This window comes from Erythrobacter sp. 'gip.4 top 5', assembly GCF_056495765.1.
This window is the reverse complement of record NZ_CP200270.1, coordinates 184,343-202,799: the sequence shown is the minus strand read 5'-3', so window position 1 is coordinate 202,799 and position 18,457 is coordinate 184,343. Positions and strand designations below refer to the sequence as shown.

At 60.6% G+C, this 18,457-nt stretch carries 14 protein-coding genes; 7 read left to right on the top strand and 7 right to left on the bottom strand.

Going from position 1 to position 18,457, the window contains the following annotated elements:
- Positions 1-2: 2 nt before the first annotated feature.
- Complete coding sequence (locus ACRANW_RS01040; protein ID WP_479432725.1) at positions 3-191, bottom strand: DUF5522 domain-containing protein; 189 nt, start codon at positions 189-191, stop codon at positions 3-5.
- A gap of 136 nt (positions 192-327) precedes the next feature.
- On the opposite strand from ACRANW_RS01040, the gene ACRANW_RS01035 reads away from it, so the two are divergent.
- Both ACRANW_RS01035 and ACRANW_RS01030 read left to right on the top strand, forming a co-directional pair.
- A complete protein-coding gene (locus ACRANW_RS01035; RefSeq protein ID WP_479432724.1) occupies positions 328-2,763 on the top strand; it encodes a M1 family aminopeptidase in 2,436 nt (811 codons plus the stop codon).
- Entirely contained in the window at positions 2,760-3,281 is a 522-nt protein-coding gene (locus tag ACRANW_RS01030) for a DUF6702 family protein (RefSeq protein WP_479432723.1), read from the top strand. Before ACRANW_RS01035 ends, ACRANW_RS01030 begins: the two co-directional genes overlap by 4 nt.
- A gap of 11 nt (positions 3,282-3,292) precedes the next feature.
- Here the strand turns inward: ACRANW_RS01030 and ACRANW_RS01025 are convergent, their stop codons facing one another.
- Together ACRANW_RS01025 and ACRANW_RS01020 are read right to left on the bottom strand one after the other, a co-directional pair.
- On the bottom strand, positions 3,293-5,506 hold the full coding sequence (locus ACRANW_RS01025; protein WP_479432722.1) for a putative bifunctional diguanylate cyclase/phosphodiesterase: 2,214 nt from the start codon (positions 5,504-5,506) through the stop codon (positions 3,293-3,295).
- Positions 5,507-5,676: 170 nt separating this feature from the next.
- Positions 5,677-7,992, bottom strand: a complete 2,316-nt coding sequence (locus ACRANW_RS01020) for a trypsin-like serine protease (RefSeq protein WP_479432721.1) — start codon at positions 7,990-7,992, stop codon at positions 5,677-5,679.
- Positions 7,993-8,276: 284 nt separating this feature from the next.
- Here ACRANW_RS01020 and ACRANW_RS01015 point away from each other — a divergent pair, with 284 nt between their 5' ends.
- From ACRANW_RS01015 to ACRANW_RS00995, 5 genes are all read left to right on the top strand, one after another.
- Positions 8,277-9,047 (top strand): PAS domain-containing protein, encoded by a 771-nt coding sequence (locus tag ACRANW_RS01015; RefSeq protein WP_479432720.1) that lies wholly within the window; start codon positions 8,277-8,279, stop codon positions 9,045-9,047.
- Between the two features lie 217 nt (positions 9,048-9,264).
- On the top strand, positions 9,265-10,053 hold the full coding sequence (locus tag ACRANW_RS01010; protein ID WP_479432719.1) for a bacteriorhodopsin-like: 789 nt from the start codon (positions 9,265-9,267) through the stop codon (positions 10,051-10,053).
- 46 nt (positions 10,054-10,099) lie between these two features.
- Complete coding sequence (locus ACRANW_RS01005; protein ID WP_479432718.1) at positions 10,100-10,954, top strand: beta-carotene 15,15'-dioxygenase, Brp/Blh family; 855 nt, start codon at positions 10,100-10,102, stop codon at positions 10,952-10,954.
- A 238-nt stretch (positions 10,955-11,192) separates the two neighbouring features.
- A complete protein-coding gene (locus tag ACRANW_RS01000) occupies positions 11,193-11,888 on the top strand; it encodes an HAD family hydrolase (RefSeq protein ID WP_479432717.1) in 696 nt (231 codons plus the stop codon).
- Positions 11,889-11,902: 14 nt separating this feature from the next.
- Positions 11,903-12,682: a TauD/TfdA dioxygenase family protein gene (locus ACRANW_RS00995; RefSeq protein WP_479432716.1), complete on the top strand. Its 780-nt coding sequence runs from the start codon at positions 11,903-11,905 to the stop codon at positions 12,680-12,682.
- Here the strand turns inward: ACRANW_RS00995 and ACRANW_RS00990 are convergent.
- The 4 genes from ACRANW_RS00990 to ACRANW_RS00975 form a co-directional block, all read right to left on the bottom strand.
- Positions 12,679-14,952, bottom strand: coding sequence for a TonB-dependent receptor (locus ACRANW_RS00990; protein ID WP_479432715.1), 2,274 nt, complete (start codon positions 14,950-14,952; stop codon positions 12,679-12,681). The two genes, ACRANW_RS00995 and ACRANW_RS00990, sit on opposite strands and share 4 nt — an antisense overlap.
- 257 nt (positions 14,953-15,209) lie before the next feature.
- Positions 15,210-16,838, bottom strand: a complete 1,629-nt coding sequence (locus ACRANW_RS00985; RefSeq protein WP_479432714.1) for a sodium:solute symporter family transporter — start codon at positions 16,836-16,838, stop codon at positions 15,210-15,212.
- Between the two features lie 538 nt (positions 16,839-17,376).
- Positions 17,377-18,102, bottom strand: a complete 726-nt coding sequence (locus ACRANW_RS00980; RefSeq protein ID WP_479432713.1) for a haloacid dehalogenase type II — start codon at positions 18,100-18,102, stop codon at positions 17,377-17,379.
- A 45-nt stretch (positions 18,103-18,147) separates the two neighbouring features.
- Positions 18,148-18,324 carry a hypothetical protein gene (locus ACRANW_RS00975; protein ID WP_479432712.1) on the bottom strand — a complete coding sequence of 59 codons (177 nt, stop codon included), beginning with the start codon at positions 18,322-18,324 and terminating at the stop codon, positions 18,148-18,150.
- Positions 18,325-18,457 lie beyond the last annotated feature (133 nt).

Here is an 18,457-nt window from a genome sequence, read left to right as displayed (position 1 = left end):
GATCAGGTGTTGCGGGCGGGCACGGCTTCATGGCCGTACGGGCAATGGCGGCAGGCCGAACCGCAGCATTTGCCGCGCTTGAGATGCGCGGCTTGCGTGAACACGGCGTAGCCCGTTTCAGGGTCGCGATAGGTCGCCTCGCCCCGGGCGCAGGCGGCTTCGTGCAGGGCGTGCCATGGGGGCTGGGTCATACGGCGCGGGAGATAGGCGACACGTGATCGCAATGCCATGCCTGAAACAAAATTGCCACGCCCAGCAGCATACACGCTTGCGCGCTCCCTCCTTTTGCGCTCTCAAACGGACCTGCCTTTTTCCCGGAGAGCGCCCTTGCGTTTCGTATTGTGTCTTGCCGCCCTATTGTTCGCCGTGCCCGCCCATGCGCAGGGGATCGAGCAGACCAAAGGCGATTACGAGGACAAGTTCCGCCAGCTCGATGAAGTGTTGCCCACCCCCAACACCTATCGCAATGCCAGCGGCGCGCCGGGGCATGAATACTGGCAGCAGAAGGTCGATTACACGATCGAAGCCGAACTGGACGAGAGCCGCCGCCGCCTGACCGCGCGCGCTACCGTGCGTTACACCAACAATTCACCCGACAGCCTGCCGTGGCTGTGGATGCAGCTCGACCAGAACATCTTCAGGCGCGATTCGATGGCCGAGTTGACCGACGCGTTCGGCGGCCCCGGCCGGCGCGGGCCGAAGGTGACGCTGGGTTCGGGAAGCGAGCCGACCAAACTTTCCATGGAAGAACTGCGCCGCCAGCAATCCATGGCCGACAATGATTACGGCTATGATATCAGCGCCGTGACATCGCTGGCAGGGGCTACGCTGCCGCACACCATCGTTGGCACGCTGATGCGGATCGACCTGCCCGCCCCGCTCGCCTCGGGCGAGACGACCGAGTTCACCATCGAGTGGTCGTTCATCATCGTCGAAGAAGACGCGGTGAGCGCGCGTTCGGGCTACGAACATTTCCCCGATGATCCGCGCAAGGGCGGCAATGATATCTTCCTGATGGCGCAGTGGTTTCCGCGCATGGTGGCCTATTCGGACTACGAAGGCTGGCACAACAAGGAGTTTCTGGGTCGCGGCGAATTCACGCTGGAGTTCGGCGATTACGATGTCAGCATGACGGTGCCCGACGATCACATTGTCGCATCGACCGGCGTGCTGCAGAACCCCGAAACCGTGCTGACTGCTGCCCAGCGTCAGCGACTCGATGCGGCCAAGACTGCCGCAGCGCCGATGTTCATCGTCACCCCGCAGGAAGCGGCCGCTGCGGAAAGCGGCAATCCGCGTGGCAAGAAGACCTGGCAGTTTGCCGCCACCAATGTGCGCGATTTCGCCTGGGCTTCCAGCCGCAAGTTCATGTGGGACGCCCAAGGCCACAAGCAGCCGGGTGCGGAGCATGAAACCGTGCTTGCCATGAGCTTCTGGCCCAAGGAAGGCGGCGATCTGTGGAAGAAGTATTCCACCGCCGCGGTGGTTCACACCATGAAGGTCTATTCCCGCTTCAGCTTCGACTATCCCTATCCCACCGCGCAATCGGTCAACGGGCCGGTCGGCGGGATGGAATATCCGATGATCACCTTCAACGGCCCGCGCACGATCCTGAACAAGGACGGCAGCCGCACCTATTCTCTGGCCGAGAAGATGTTTCTGGTCGGTGTGGTGATCCACGAGATCGGGCACATCTACTTCCCGATGACGGTCAACTCGGATGAACGCCAGTGGACCTGGATGGATGAAGGCATCAATTCCTTCCTCGATTCGGTCGCCGGTTACGAATGGGATCCGGACATGCCGTGGACCCGCAGCCTGCCGCGCGACATGGTCAGCTACATGGTGTCCAGCAACCAGCAGCCGATCATGACGCAATCGGATTCGGTGACGGACCTTGGCGCCAATGCCTATGGCAAGCCGTCTGCCGCCTATCACCTGCTGCGCGACACCGTGATCGGGCGTGAACGGTTCGATTTTGCGTTGAAGGAATATGCCCGCCGCTGGAAGTTCAAGCGGCCCACCCCGGCCGATTTCTTCCGCACCATCGAAGAAGCCTCCGGCACCGATCTCGACTGGTTCTGGCGCGGGTGGTTCTACACCACCGATCACGTCGATATCAGCCTCGATTCGATCTACAGTCTGAAGATGGACAGCAAAAACCCGGATATCGACCTGCCGCGTCGCCGGGCCGAGCGTGCCGAGGAACCCGAAGTGGTCGGCATCGGGCTCAACCGTGAACAGAACCTGCCGATCTGGGTGCTCGAAAATCCCGGCGTGACGGATTTTTACGACAAGAACGATCAGTTCACTGTCACGCCGAAGGATCGCAAGGGTTACACCGATTTCCTCGAAGGCCTGGCCCCGTGGGAACGCGCCGCGTTTGATCGCGCGGTGAAGGAGGATGCGAATTACTACGTCCTCAACTTCACCAACAAGGGCGGACTGGTGATGCCGATCATCCTTGGCCTGACGTTCAAGGACGGCAAGACCGAAAAGCTGACCATCCCGGCCGAAATCTGGCGCCGCAATGCGCGTGAAGTCGCCAAGCTGCTGGTCTTTCCCAAGGGCAAGGAACTGGTGCAGGTGATGGTCGATCCCGATTGGGAAACCGGCGATGCCGATCTGGAAAACAACCACTATCCGCGCCGCATCATTCCCAGCCGGGTCGAAGCCTTCAAGGATGAAGCGAGCAAATCGCGCGTTGGCCGCGATCTTATGGGCGAAGCGGCCGGGGCAGAGCCGGTCAAGAACAAGAAGTGACGCGGTACGCTCTGCACGCCTTAGGGGCGCTTGCGCTCGTCCTTGCGGGGACGGGCACGGCGGTGGCGCATCAGCAGAAGTTCACGATCAGCACCATCATCGTCAATCAGCGCACCGGCATGATCGAAATCGCGCATCAGGTGCCGGTTCATGATGCCGAACACGCGCTGGTGGTGCGCCGGACGGGCAATGCCGACATTCATAGCCCCGACATCATCGGCAGCCAGGACAGCCGCGAAGCCTTTGCCCGCTATGTCACCCGGCGGTTCCTGCTTGCGGTCAACGGCGATCTGGTGACCCCTGATTACGTCGGCAGCGAAATCACCGGGGGCAGCCTGTGGGTGTACCAGGAAGTCCCCGCGCCTGAAGGCACGGTGGCGGTGCGGGTCAATTCCCAGATCCTTACCGATGTCTGGGCGCGACAGGAAAACCGCGTCAATATCGGCGGCGGCACCGCGCCTGCCACCTTCATCTTCCGGTCCGGAGACGAGGCGCAAACCGCGCCCCTGGCGCGCTAACGCCGCGCTGATTACGCGCGGCGGCGCCGCGGTGCTCCGCCCTGGGCCGCTGGGCTATGGCGGGTTTGCAGATCGGCCAGCAGCGCTGGACGCCCATAGAGATAACCCTGCACATGGCGGCAGCCGATGGCGCGCAGGAAGGTTTCCTGATCCCTGGTCTCGACACCCTCCACCACAACCCGCAGGCCAAGGCTGTGACCCATCTGCACGATTGCCTGAATAATCAGACGTGACTGGTGGTCCTCGTCAATCCCGGCAATGAAATCGCGATCAATCTTGACCTTCTGAATCGGAAAGGCCCTGAGGTGGGTGAGCGACGAGAAGCCGGTGCCGAAATCGTCGAGGCAAATGGTAAAGCCGCATTCGTCCAGCATCGCGAGGGATGCACGCAGCTGCCCCCCTGCATCAATCAGCATGGTTTCGGTGACTTCGATGGTGATGTTGCGCGGACTGAGCGCGCTATCATCGATCACGTCAATCAGATGGCGCACGAAATCGCCGCGCCGCAGATCGGCCTCGGACAGATTTATGGCGATCCGCGTTTCTGGCCCGAACAGGGCGAGGATGGTGGGGCCATCGGCCACTACGGAATCCAGCATCACGCGGCTGACGCGGCGCGAGAGTTCAGGATCGAGCAGCGCGGCGAAAATATCGCTGGCAGATAGCAATCGGCCATCCTCGTCGCGCAGGCGCAGCAGCGCCTCGACCGATATAATCGCGCCGGTCTCCAGATCCACGATCGGCTGATAGGCTGCCATTGCGCGCCCATCGTTCAGGGCACCGCGAAGCTGGGCGATCGCGGTCTGTCGTTCGGACTGGCGCGCTTCGATCTGATGGTCCCAGCACACCACGGCCCCGCGCCCGGTTTCCTTGCCGCGATACAGCGCCAGATCGGCGCGGCGCATGATCTCCTCGCTGCTGGCAACGGTTGTCATCCGGGCGATCCCGCAGGTGGCACCGATCTTCAGCAGCGTGCTGCCAAGCGGCGGCATGTCATCCAGTTCGGCCAGCAAATCTTCAAGGAACCGGGTGACATCCGCTAGTGCCATCGCAGACGGGAACAGCAAGGCGAATTCATCCCCGCCCCAGCGCGCCAGAAACATGCCCGGCGCAACACGCATTTTGAGCTGTTCGGAAATCGTCTCCAGCACCCGGTCGCCCACGAGATGGCCCAGCGTGTCGTTGACTTCCTTGAACCCGTCGAGATCAAGCAGGGCGATCGTCACCGGCTCACTTTCGACCCGCTGCATGGCCGCTGCCAGGCGCCGATCAAAGGTAGCGCGGTTGAACAGGCCGGTCAGCCGGTCCCGTTCAGCCGCACGCTTCAAAGCGACATTGCGCAGGTGCTCGTCCGTGCAATCGAGGATGATCCCGGCGACGCTGTCCGGCTTGCCATCCACATCGACCCGCTCGCCCACCACGCGAATCCGGCGGGCCTCGCCATCCCTGCGACGGATGCTGGTTTCAAACATGATCGGTTTGCCATCGGCAATCGTCTGTTCAAGCCCTCGCCTGACCATGGCGCGGTCTTCGGGTTCATACATGCCCAGCGCCGTGGCAATGCTGGGAATGTGACCCGGAATGTTGCCGCTGATCGCATAGACCTGATCGGACCAGTCGAGCTCGCCCGTGGCAATATCGATCCGCCAGCTGCCGACATTGGCGGCGCGTTCGGCCTGACGGAAAATCTGGCTCGATTGTTGAAGCGCGGCGTTGGCGAGGCTCAACGCGCGGGTGCGGGCGTGTAGCGCCAAGCTTTGTTCGGCCAGCTGTGCAAGCATGGACAGGGACGCGATCTGTTCGGGACGGAAGGCGTCCGGCTTGGGCGAAATGGCACACAGAGCGCCCAGCAGCACGCCATCATCGGTGCGGATTGGCACACCCAGATAAGACCGGATGAACGGATCACCGATGACCAGCGCGTTGCTATTCAGGCGCGGATCGCGGCGCGCATCGGGTATCAGCAGCGGCTCTTCGTTCATGACGCAATAGGCGCAGAAGGAATCCGCAATCGGGGTTTCTATCAGATCCGTGCCGGTGCGCCCCAGGAACCATTGCCGTTCCTGCTCTACCACCGATAGCAGGGCCATCGGGCAATCGAGCATGGTGCTCGCAAGAGAAGTGATGCGGGAAAATACGTCACGATCAGGCATCGCCTGAAGCTTGAGATCGCGAATGGCGCCGAGGCGATACTTGTCCTGCACGCCCCAACCTTTGGCGCCCAAGGCCTTAAGAAAGAGTCGTTGAAACGCCGCGTATTCGCGCAAAACACGATGAACGGAGGATCTGCCGACACCATTGGGGAGTAGGAGGGATCATTTCTCAGCCGCCAAAGGCTTGGGGCCTGCACGTTGTCTTAGGTGACCGGAAGCAAGCAGGGCCAAAGCCTGGGTCTCTACCGAACGGCATCCACGTGTTCTTCGATCCAGTCTCTGACCTTGGCAACGCGGGTGTATTGGCTGGGCAGGCCGGTTTCACCGCAGGTCTTGTAGCCGATGGTGACGCCCGCGCGTATTTCAGGGATCTTGATACCGGCGCTGACCACGCCGATCAGGATCGCCTGCGCGCCGCGATTGCCGTATTGGACCAACGGCCCGCCGCTATCGCCATAGCACATCTGCTCGCCGTTTCTGCCACCGACGCACAGAGCGGCATCGCTGAGGCTGTTCACAAACCCGGTTTGCCTGGTGCAGGCCTGTTCGCTCATAATCTCCATGATCACGATCTGGAGGTAATTGGTCGACTTGCTGCTTTTCGTTTCGGTCCAGCCCCAGCCGTAGGAATAGGCGGGCATCCCGCGCACGATCCGGCGCTGGCCGACAGCGAGGGTATCGAGCTTTGCCGGTGTGATTGCTTTCCTGCGGCGGACGCTTTCCGGATCGTTGGCCGTGCCGACGCGGCCCGCGCGCGGATCAAACTGGATCAGGGCGATATCGTAGACGAGCTTGTTTTGCCGGTCATATTGCGGATGCGGGATCGTGCGCAGGATCGGATAGCTGACCCCTTCATCAGCCTGCGGATTGAAAACCCCCAGCCGGACCCGGTGGCCGGCCGTGCTGATCGTATTTCCTTCGTCGTTCAGACAGTGTGCGGCGGTCAGCACCCATCCGGTCGCGATCAACGTGCCACCGCACAAGACCCGCCGCGTCACGCCCACATCTTTGCCATTGAGCCTTGCGGGACGCCACAGCAGAGCCTGCCACGGCGCTTCTTCGCGTCCGGCCCGATTGCTGCGAATGCCCTTTTCGGTGCGCGGGCAATTGAATTCCGTATAGGTCTTGCCGCGAAAGACTTCGCTTTGTGTAAAACAAATCTCGGTCTCGTAGGCCTCTCGCGAGAAGGGCCGCGAATATCCCAGGACTGGAAGCGGTGCGGGAAGGCCGGGAACCTCAGGCCCGGAATACTGGATGATGCGATCGCACCCATCAAGCAGTCCTGCATCGCACGCTGCGCTGTAAAGGTCAGCGGCACGGAAGGGATCGGTCCTTTCAATCTCTTGCGCCAGAGTAAAACAAGCCCGCTGAAAACCGGTGGCGCACGCTTTTTCGAGCCATGGGCTGATCGCCGCCAACCTTGCCGGATCACTATATCTGAACCGTCCGGCGATGATGAACGCAGCGTCGGCGCAAGCATCGCCCAAGCCGGAGAGGCACCCTGATTGCAGCAGCGCAAGCGCAGCGTCGCGGTCGGCTTGCGACGATGGGTACGACCCGAGCGCGCGGCCAAGCCGGACACAGGCTTCGGCATCATCCGGCGTGCAGGCGTTTTGCAGGGTCGGGATGGCGCGCATTCTTTCGGCTATTTCGCAGTAATCCGAAGCCGCTTGGCAGCCCTTGTCGAAATAGACGAGGGCGAGGTCACGATCCTCTGCGACGCCCTCCCCGAAATAGAATTGCTGTGCGCGGTCGACGCACGCAGCAGCGCTTCCGAAATCGCAGGCGAGATCTTGGTACTGGCGCGCAAGCGATGGATCAGGGTCTTGCCCGTTCTGCGCCACTGAGATCATGGCCTGACAGGCTGGCACGAAACCCTTGCGGCACATGGCGTCCCATATGCCGGTGGCGCGGTCCTGATCTTCGGGACTGTCGCTGGCCATCAGACGATCGCCAAGCGATAGGCAGGCGTCTTCACCGCCCGCCGCGCACGCCTGTTCCAATATGGCATCCGCCTGCACGCGGCGGAGCGGATCATCGCTTGATGTCTGCAGTTCCTCGGCAAACAGGTGACAGGCAATGAGATCGCCGAGATCGCAGCCGCGTTCGAGCAGGCCTTCAGGCTCCACGTAGCCGCCTTCAGGGTAGCCGTAGCCCGTCTTGGATAATTCGACAAAGGCGCGGCAGGCGGTGCCTACGCCGCCCTCGCAGGCTTCGTCATACAGGATATAGGCGATCGCGGGGACCGGCCACACGCCATCGCCGAACTCATAGGCATCACCGGCAGCCTTGCAGGCCTGTGCGTCACCCTTGTTGCAGGCGTCGGTATTGGTGACGACAGATGCGACCGCGTGGTCCCATTCCTCGACACTATAGGTCTTGCGGTTGATCCATTCAGACCGCTCTTGCGGGTTCAGGCCTTGGCCGAAGGCTTCGGCTTCCGGTGTGCTGAGATCGTTTTCCGGTTCTAGCGCAGGCTGGGCCAAAGCAATGCCGGAGAGGCTGAGCAATGCCGCCAGAGGCATCAGCCAGCCTGCCCATGTCCACTTGAAAGCCATAGCGCTCATCCCCCATTACTGACTAACTCTTCAGCGTCGGAATGTCACGCAAAGCACAGATTCCAAGTGTGGTGCCGCAATATTTCATGACCGTTCAACCATGAAGGCTGGACGCAAAACCTTGTCCGCATGTCCCAACTTCGTGATGATCGGCAAGTGACGCCATCGTGGCTGCAAACACAGGGCGATGTTGTGGGGGCGCTGGTCTCAGGCCGAAGCAAACGACAGGCCGTTCATACGGCTGGGTAAATGGAACGGACGGGCGCGCCGCGTGTTTGAAAGCCATGAGCAGTTCTTTAGGCTTCAGAGAAACGCGCCAAGAGTTTGAGCGTCCTGAAGCATGCCTGGGTTCGCAGACCGAAGATTCCGATGCAGTGACGCGCATGGCTGCGCCTGAGCCGGGCGACCGGCGATCCCGCGAACGTGCTCAAGCAGCCTATTTTTCCGAAACCTCCCGGCTTTCAAAATCGCTGCGGACCGTGGTGTCTGCCACACCGGTTGCAACGATTATTTCGGACCCGCGCCTTCCCGATAATCCGATCGTCGCGGTCAATCAGGCGTTTATTGATCTCACCGGCTATTCTTCGGGCGAGGTGCTTGATCGCAATTGCCGGTTTCTGTCCGGTGCCGGGACCGAGCCTTGGATGACGAAAAAAATCCGAGAGGGCGCGCGCGATCATCATCCCGTGCTTGTCGAGATTCTGAATTACAAAAAGTCCGGAGAACCCTTCCGCAACGCCGTGCTGGTTGCGCCCATTTACAATGATGGCGACGAGCTGATCTATTTTCTCGGTACCCAGATTGAGATCACGGGCTGCGCGCAAAGCATCAGCGAAAACCGCCGTGAACGGGCGATTGCCTGTATCAAACAGCTGACCCCGCGCCAGCTGGAAGTGACCAAACTGGTGGCCAAAGGCCTTCTCAACAAACAGATCGCCGCAACGCTCGATCTCTCGATAAAGACGGTAAAAATGCATCGCAGCCTGGTGATGGATCGGCTGGCGCTCGGCACGCAGGCCGATTTGATTCGGCTGGCCGTTGAGGCCGGGATTTAACGACGCCGGCGGCATTCCGGACACGCTGCTCCGATACGGTCTTTGGACTAGGCTGGCCCAAGGTCCATGTTAACTTCCCCGCGACCCCGGCTCATATGCTGCGCGGCGTCCACGCAGCCGGGCACTCCCCCCATCCCGATTCCGGCCTGCGTGGGCGTTTTTTCCGTCGTTCAAGACTCCGGGACCAAAAAACCGGCGCACGAAGCAGGAGCAGACTATGGAGCAATTGCTCTCCCCCTTTCAGTATTCTCTGATTTTCAACGCGTTTTCATTCACTTTTGCCACCATGGCAGCCACGACGCTGTTCTTGTGGCTCAATCGTTCTCAAGTCTCGCCGCGCTACAAGGGCGCGGTCACAATCTCCGGCCTCGTGTGTGCTATCGCCGCCTATCACTATTGGCGCATCGGTGAGAGCTGGGCTTCGGCCTTCACGCTGCAGGAAGGCGTGCTCGCCGCGACCGGTTATGCCTTCAACGATGCCTACCGCTATGTTGACTGGCTGCTTACCGTGCCGCTGCTGTTGATTGAGATCGTCTTGGTCATGGGCCTCACCCGGTCCGAAACCGTCAGCAAGTCGACGAAGCTGGGTTTTGCCGCAGCGCTGATGATTGCTCTGGGATATCCGGGTGAAATTGCCGACGACAACACGACCCGTGCAATCTGGGGCGCGCTTTCGACCATTCCGTTCCTTTACATCGTGTACGAGCTGTTTTCTGGCTTGGGCGAAGCAATTGAACGCCAGCATGTCGGCGTTCGCGGCCTAATCAAGCAGGCACGTTTGCTGACCTTTGCCAGCTGGGGCTTCTATCCGATCGTGTACATGGCGCCGTTTGCCGATGTGACCGGTCCGACCGCAGAAAGCATCATCCAGATCGGCTACACTGTTGCAGATCTCGTCGCCAAGGCGGTGGTCGGTGTGCTGATTTACATGATCGCCGTGCGCAAGACGGAGATTGAAGCAGGCACATATGATGATGGCACAGGCCGTCCTGTCACCGCAGGCTAACCGAAACGTGCACCTAAATGTTGCAAAGGCCCCGTCTTCGGCATTCATGCCGGCGGCGGGGCTTTGGCATTTTCAACTGCTTGCGATCGCAATCGCCTGTGGTTTTGCTGCGGTCAGCACGCAGTATGATCCGAATGTTATCCTTGTCAGCGCAACCGTTCTGTTCCTGATTGGCGGTCTTCCCCACGGCGCGTTCGATATCCACCGCGCTGCTAAAAGCGCAGGCCTGGGCCGCGCGCAGTTGCTGACATTCACGACTGTCTACATCGGCATTTTTGTTCTGATGTTGGCGGGGTGGAATATCGTTCCCGCGTTTGTCCTCCCCCTTTTCCTGATAACCGCAGCCCTCCACTTTGGCGCCGACTGGCCCGAGACGGATGAGAGCCTGTTCAAGGTGGCTCTGGGGTTTGCGCCGATCTGCGCAATCGGCATCAGCAATATCGATCAGGTGTCGCTGATTTTTGCGGCGATGGCCAATCCGGTTGTCGCGGTATGGACCACGCGCATTTTTATTCTGGTAGCACCGGTCGCCTTGTTGGTGGCGGGCATGGCTCTAGTTCTGATCGGTCGATCTTCCGGACCGGTGCGGCCAGCGGTTTTCGCGCTCATGCTTGTCAGCCTGACGGTTTTGCCACCAGTGGTCGGCTTCGCGCTGTATTTTTGCGCATTCCACACGCCGCGCCACATGGCGGATATTCGCGATGATCTTGCCGCGCAAAAGCCGGTCCATCTGGTGCTGGCGGGGGCCGCGATCACCGGCCTTGCGCTGGGTATCGGCGTGCTGGCATTGCCCATGGCCATGACCGGCGGGCTGCTGACAGCGTCAAGCGGGTTTCAGCTGTTGGGGGCATTGGCCATGCCCCATCAGAGCATGGCGTTGATCCTGAAACGATTTGTCTGAACAGCGCCAGAAACCGGCAACGCACCCGCCAGCGTTAGACAGGTCATCTCAGACAATGAATAAACCCGCCGCATTCTTTGCGCAGCCGCTTGTTGCTGACACATTGGCGGCTTAAACGGCGCGTGTGTCATGAATGGCTTTATCCTTGTCACATCGCTAGGCCGGCGCGGCGTCATGGTTTGCGTCTACGGACTTGACGCAAGGGACCGCCAGCTCGCAAAGTAAAGGAAGGCCGCCCGTGTCAAATTCCGTGTTGTTGTTCGGCTCGATTGGTACAATTCTCGAAAGTTCGGACATTCAGCGACGCGCCTATAATGCGGCGCTGCGAGAATCTGGCCTTGCTTGGCAGTGGGACGAAGCCATCTATCGGGAACTGCTGTTGCAATCAGGCGGCAGAGATCGGCTGGCCATGCTGGGGGCTGCCACGGGTCAGGCCTTATCTGCCGCGCAAATTGCGCAAATCCACACGCGAAAGACGCAGCTTGCCTGCGCTGAGATTGCGGAGACGAAGCCGGCTTTGCGTGCAGGTGTCGTTGAACTGATGGCGCTTGCTAACGCGCGGGGCTGGAAGCGCGGCTTTGTGACTTCGACTGAGCAAGCCAATATCGACGCGATCATGGGGCTCGATCCGGCCATTGCGCCGGATCAATTTGACGTGGTGATTGGCCGAGCGGACGTGCAGAGCGGAAAGCCAGACCCGCAGGCCTTTGAGACGGCGCTCGAGCGGCTTGGGGCCAAACCCGAAGACGCTATCGCTATTGAAGACACCGCCGTAAGCGTGATGGCGGCCGTGCGGGCTGGCATCACCACTGTTGCCGTGCCCGGCGCCTTTGCCAGCGACCAGGACTTTTGGCAGGCTGACCTCGTTCTGCCGAGTTTGACCGATGCACAAGGCGCGCTCGATCCGCGGCTGCGTGTGATAATGGGTATTTGATGCAGGTGCGGCCATTGGCGCCCTTTGGCGCCGAAGTGACCGGGATCGACTGTGCGGATCCCCAAATCGACTTTGCATCCCTGGCCCGGCAAATTGCCGTTGCGCGGGTCGCGGTGTTGCGCGAGCAACGCTGCAATGACGACGAATTCATGCGGTTCCTGGCTGGGTTCGGGCCGCTGGCCTTCACGGAAGGAGAGACGCCGGTCGCCCATGCGCCCCTTTTGAATGTGGTCAGCAATGTCGGGCGCGACAGGCCACCGGTGAGCCAGTTTCACACCGATTCCAGCTACTTCAAGGCGCCGCCATCCTTCACCGCGCTCCGGCCCGTACTGCTGCCGGAGCAGGGCGGGGCCACCCTGTTTTGCGACCAAGTAAAGGCGGCTACGGCTTTGCCGTCGCGCTGGGCGGCGTGCCTTGACGGGCGCACGGTGTTGCACCGTTGCAGCGGGCTTGACGGTGTTGACGACGAGCAATGGCATCCCCTGTTTCGGCGCCATCCGATCACAGGAGAAACCGCCCTTTACCTGTCGACCCCGGCGCGGTGTGTGGCGATCGAAGGGGTAGAGTCTGCGATGTCAGCCCGGATTATCTCGCTGCTCTATCGGCGCAGTTTCCGTCCCGCCCATGTGTACCGCCATGAATGGCGCGCTGGGGATATCCTGATCTGGGATAACCGTGTGACCATGCACCGCGCCGATCATAGCGCGGTGGTAGGGCCAAGAACGCTGCATCGCGGTATGGTGGGCGGCGAAGTCCCCCTGCCAGCGCGCGCCGGCAGGGGGAGAGCGGATTAGAAGTTGAACCCTGCCTTCACGCCCCAGATGCGCGGCGGCGCATAGTTCTGGAAAATGGCGCCTTGCCCACCGATCACACTGCGGTTCAGGATCGCCCGGTTTTCAAGGTTCTGCACAAAGCCCTGAAACGACAAGCGTTCATCCTGCGACATCCATGTCAGGCTGAGATCCGTGCGCGAATAGCTGCCCTGGCGTCCGACATCACGCCCATCAATGCCGGCATCGTAGTTGAACTCATTGACGAAATAGCTGTCGGACCAGAACAGCCGACCACTCGGTGTAAGGCTGCCACCGTTGTTCAGATCGATCCGATAGCTGGCGCCTGCGGAAAGCGTGATTTCCGGCGAGAGCGGGATAGTGTTGCCGGACAGATCAAGCTGATTGGTTGTGCCAGCCACAACATCAAAGCCCGTTGCTTGCGCCAGCGGGTTCGACACGACAAACTCGTCAAATCGGGCGTTGAGCCAGGTGCCGCTGGCATCCAACTTCAAACCGTCGAGCGGTTGCCAGGCCAGTTCGGCCTCCAGACCATAGGCGCGCGATGACCCCGCGTTGGAACGCGCCACCACGGTTGTGGTCGTGCCCGGGATATCAACAAAGGTATTGGCCAGGATATTGTTGTAATCATTGTAAAAGCCAGCAAAGTTGAACGTCAGGTCGGCGTCCGGGAAGGTGTTCTTCAGCCCCGCTTCGTAAGCCGTCACTGTTTGCGAGCCATAAAAGGGCACGGGCGGATTGCCGCCATTGTTGAACCCGCCGGACCGAAACCCGGTGGAGACCGACGCGTACAGAAGGTTATCTGGGGTCAGTTCAACGTTCAGCCCAGCGCGCCAGGTGAAGCGCGCGAAATCCGCCTCGTCGGGGTTCAGGTCGGCCGCGCCCACGGGGCTTTCATAGATAAACCGCTTGTCATCCCAGGTCTGCCGTCCGCCCAGCACCAGTGTGACGGTGTCTGCCAGTTTCCAGTCAACCTGTGCGAACACCGCGATACTGTCGGTCGTCACATCCTGCCGGAACGTGAAGGCATTGGGATTGCCAGGTGTGCGGAAGAAAAAGTCTTCGACGGCCGATTCATTGAAGTAATACAGGCCGGCCACCCATTGCACCGGGCCGTCATAATCGGACAGAAACTGCAATTCCTGGCTGAAACTCTCTGACCGGGTATCCAGATCCAGTGACGAGCCGAAGCTTTCGGAAAAATCCTCGTCACCCACACGGAACGAGCTGAAATCGGCGTAGCCTGTGATCGACTTCAGGTTGACCGCGCCCAGCGATGCTGAAACTTCGGCGCTCACCACGGTTTCGCGGGTGCGCCGGGTGAGATCGGTATCGCGGAACACATTGTAAGGATCACGGTCCGATGGGCCGGGTGCAGCGCCTGTGCGCGGATTGTTTCGGTCCAGGAACCCTCCCAGATCCTGCGCGCCCGTTGCCAGGCCCGCTCCGGCGCCGGGATTGGCGCGCAGCGTGCCAGCCGTGGTGTATCCAAATCCGCCCGCGCCGGTGCCATCTTGCGCCCAGTGGCTGCCGCGCACGATGATCTGAACATCGTCCGAAACATCATGTCGCAGCGTGCCGCGCACATACCACTGGTCGTTATCGTTGAAATCCCTCGCCTGCCCGCCGCCCGCGACGCGCGGTGCCAGTACGTTGACGTAGCCATCCGATTGCTGCCCCATGCCCACAAGGCGCACGGCAGTCCGATCCCCCAAAGGCGCGTTCAACACGCCTTCGACGCGCACATCGTTGAAGCTGGCATAGCGGATGGACCCGGATGCCTCGAACCGATCCACCGGCAAGCGCGAAATCAGGCTGATCGAACCGCCATAGGTGTTGCGGCCAAACAGAGTGCCTTGCGGCCCGCGCAGCACTTCGACCCGCGCAAGATCGACAAAGGCCGCAAGCGCCTGCGCGGTGCGTGGCTTGTAAAGGCCATCGACGAAAAAGCCGATTGTCGGATCGTTGGCCGCGTCTACCTCTTCGGTGCGCACACCGCGGATCGCGGGCCGCGCATCTGTGCCTGATTGTCCGAAGTTCAGCCCCGGAACAGACGTATTGAGCGTGCTGATGTCGTCAATCCCACGCTCACTCAGCACATCGCCGCTGATGCTGGTGATCGACAGCGGCACATCCTGCACATTCTGTTCGCGCTTTTGCGCTGTCACGATGATTTCACCGGAGATATCCGGATCCTCCCCGGTGTTTGACTGAGCATTGGCAGCCGCAGGCAGCACCAGGATCATGGATGAAGCCATAATGGCAGAACGCATTTCTATCTCCTTTGCGCACAGGTTGCGGCCCATGAACGGGCGATACCTGTGCCTGAAATTCGTGATTTGTCGCTGACACCAATGGTGCCGCCGTCAGCTACGGTTCGACCCCGGCATCGGACCAGCCGCACAGCGCAAAGCAGCGATTCACGTCGCTTTTCGTGACGTTTTTGCCGGTTGTTGCGCGATTGCCACACTCTGCCAGACGCCATCACCGGGACTGGCGTTCAAAGACCCGCGCGCGCGTTGGCGGATCGTCAATTGATCGTTGGAACCGCCATCTCAAGCCCGATCAGCAACAGGATCGTGCCAACGAAATAGACCAGCAGCGGCCGGGAGGCGCGGTCCATCCGTCCCGGCAAGGTTTGCCAACCCTGCGCATCGGCCTGTGTAAGCGATTTTCCTGCGGATGCTTGCGCGGCCAGAAGGCCGGGGACCGACCATTCCGCCCAACTTTCCCGCCGCCCGTCCAGCGCCAAAGATGCTAGCAAGGCAACGCCGATATTGACGCCTGATCCGATCACCGCAAACCACGGCCAGGCAATCGCGGTCTGGGTGGCCACCAGCCAAATTGCGACAAAGCCTGCTGCGACGCCAATCAGCAGCCCCCGTTCGCTGGTATGCTTGGAAAAGAAGCCCAGCACGAACATCGAAAGCTTTGCGCCCACGAAATAGCTGCCGATCCGGCTGAGCACTTCAAGGATCGAACCTTCCGATCGGGTGTAGGCCAGCGCCGGTGCGATGATCACAATAGCCCACACCACGGTGAACCAGCGGGTCATTCGCAACTGCGCCGCATCGTCCGCGGCGGGCTGCCAGTAGCGTCGCCAGAAATCGACTGCTGTGGTGGTGGCCATCGAATTGAAGGCCGAACTCAGCGTGGACATGGATGCCGCCAGCACCGCAGCGGCCAGCACGCCGGGTAGCCCGATGATATTGCTGTCACGGGCGAAGATCAGGATGATCTCGTTGGGATTGTCAAAGGCTTTGCCGCCGTAATGCCCCCACGCCAGCACGCCGATGATGAAGAAAAGGAAATAGACGCCGAAGGCCATGAATCCCATCAGGAGGTAGCTTTTCTTCGCTTCGCCAATATTGTGTGCGCCCAGCGTGCGCTGCACCATCATCTGGTTTCCGCCATACACGGTGACGTGAAACACCGTCATCGCAAGAAGGCCGGCCCAGATCGTGGTGGTTTTGGTCAGGTCAAAACTGGTATCAATTGCGGATAGTCGCCCCGCCGCCTTCAACGCCGCGAGCGTTTCGACAGGTGATACGGGCGCTGCGTCAAGCAAGGCCCATAAGATCACTAGCGCCCCGCCCAGCAGCACCACCGCTTGAAACACATCGGTCCAGATGACCGCCAGCATGCCGCCCATCGCAGCATAAGCCAGCGCCAGCAGCGTCACGAAAACGATGCCTTGCCACACTTCCACACCCGTCATGAAGCGGATAACCAACGCCGTTGCATACAAGATGGCCGCTGTCGAAAGCGCCTGTGTGACGAGGAAGATTACGGCGATGACAGCGCGTGAGGTCGGCCCGAACCGGCGCTCCTGATAATCGTAAATTGATGCGACGCCGGACAGATAGAAGAATGGCAGGAAGAAGGTGATCACAATGACGATCACCACCGGGTAATTCAAATGGATGGCCAGCGCGGCCAGCCCGTCGGAATAGGCCCAGGCGGGCGCGCCCAAGAAACTCAGCGCACTCACATAGGTCGCCATCACGGACAGGCCCACCGCCCACCACGGCGTGGCAGCCGAGCCCAAATTATATTCTCGGGATGTCTGGACCCGGCGCGACACGCGCCATCCCAACAGCAGGTTTCCTGCAAGAAACGTGACGACGATTCCCCAGTTGAGCGCGCCGAAATCCCCCATCAATACCTCTGGTTACTGGCGAGTGAGACATCGTCCTAGGCCAATGGCCAACGCCCGGCTGCGTGATACAGGCTAGACGGTATTAGCCGCCCCAGCCGGAACGCTTGCCTGAAAGGGTTTTCAGAGACCGCAGGATGATTTGGGCCTTAGATTATGAGGCGGTTGGCTTACCATCATGGTCTGCCGCTTTCGTCGTAGCGGATTGTGCGCGGGTACGGGCCAAGGCACGGTTGGCAGACCAATACTGCCACAGGCAAAAGGCTATGATCGCACTGAAAAGTATCACTAGTTCGTGGAAGTCCAGGTAGTCCATCGTCTTCTCCATCCGGCATGCCACGCAGTGTTTGGCCGCGCAGTTACGACGCGGCCCGCCGCTTGGCTTTGCCGAGCACCGTTTAAGATGTGAGATTTCCGCTCCCGGCGGCCAAATTGCGCCCTCTTGCGGGGGTCTGCCGCTTTCCTGCGCAGAACGCTGCTGCCGCAATCCCACGGCGATGCCGCGGATAACGACGCCAGATTTCAGATCAAGAGACCTTGCTCAGCAGCCGAGTTGATCCGCCAGATCGGTCAGGCTAGCGGCGGACCAGTCCCATGCCTGTTCATGGTGCGCATCAGGCGCGGGTGCGCCGCCGTATTCGTCGGGGCGGTCGATATAGGCGCACAGCAACCTGCAAGCGCGGGCTGCTGCCAGATCGCTGTGATGCGCGGCGACAAGGCCCAATTCGTGTGGAGCGATCCCCAGAATCTCGGCGGTGTGCAGATAGGCTTTGGGATCAGGCTTGTAGGCGCCGCTCACCTCAGCACCCAGGATCGCGTCCCACGGCAAGCCGGCCCGCCGCGCCATCGCCAGTAGCAGCGCGATATTGCCATTCGACAGGGTTACAATGGAAAAACGCGCCTTCAGCCTGTTCAACCCTTCGATTGTGTCAGGCCAAGGATCGAGTCGGTGCCAGGCGCGGTTCCAATCATCCAGCAGCGCCGCATCAAGGCGAGCCGGATTGACGTCGCGCGTACGCAAGGTTGCTTCCAGCATCTCGCGGTGGAGCGCATCGAGCGGTACGAAGGCGCGGCCCGATGTCTTCATCCCGATCATCGCGGTGATATACTGATTGCGCCAATCATCCGCGAAGGCAGCAGCATCAGTGCCGTCGATGCCAATCGTTTTGAGGTACACGGCGGATTCACGCGCGATGCTGGTGCGCCAGTCGACCACGGTGCCGAACACATCAAAGGCCAGCGCCTTGGGTAGGGGTTTTTCCGGCATATCAGGCACAGTTCAATTGTGTTTGCGTCTCATGGTAATCCCGCCTTATCCATACATAAGGCAGTCTGGCGCGGTCTGCGGCGCTTCGTCACTGCCCCGCAAACGCTGCATTTGCAATTCACTGATCACAGCAGTCGTGCGCAATTCGGCCATTTGCGCGCCGACAGTACCGCCGGTGCCGGGGCCAAAGGCGAAGGTCTGCCGTGCGTTTTGTCGTGTCATCTAAACACGATCAGTGCCAGCAAACACGCTTTCGCAGCAGCCCGGCCCTCTTGAGACAGCAGGTCTGCAGCGGATGCTTACGTAGTCCGCAGTGATGGTAAATCGGGCCGCGGTGATGGGATTTTGCGCGGGC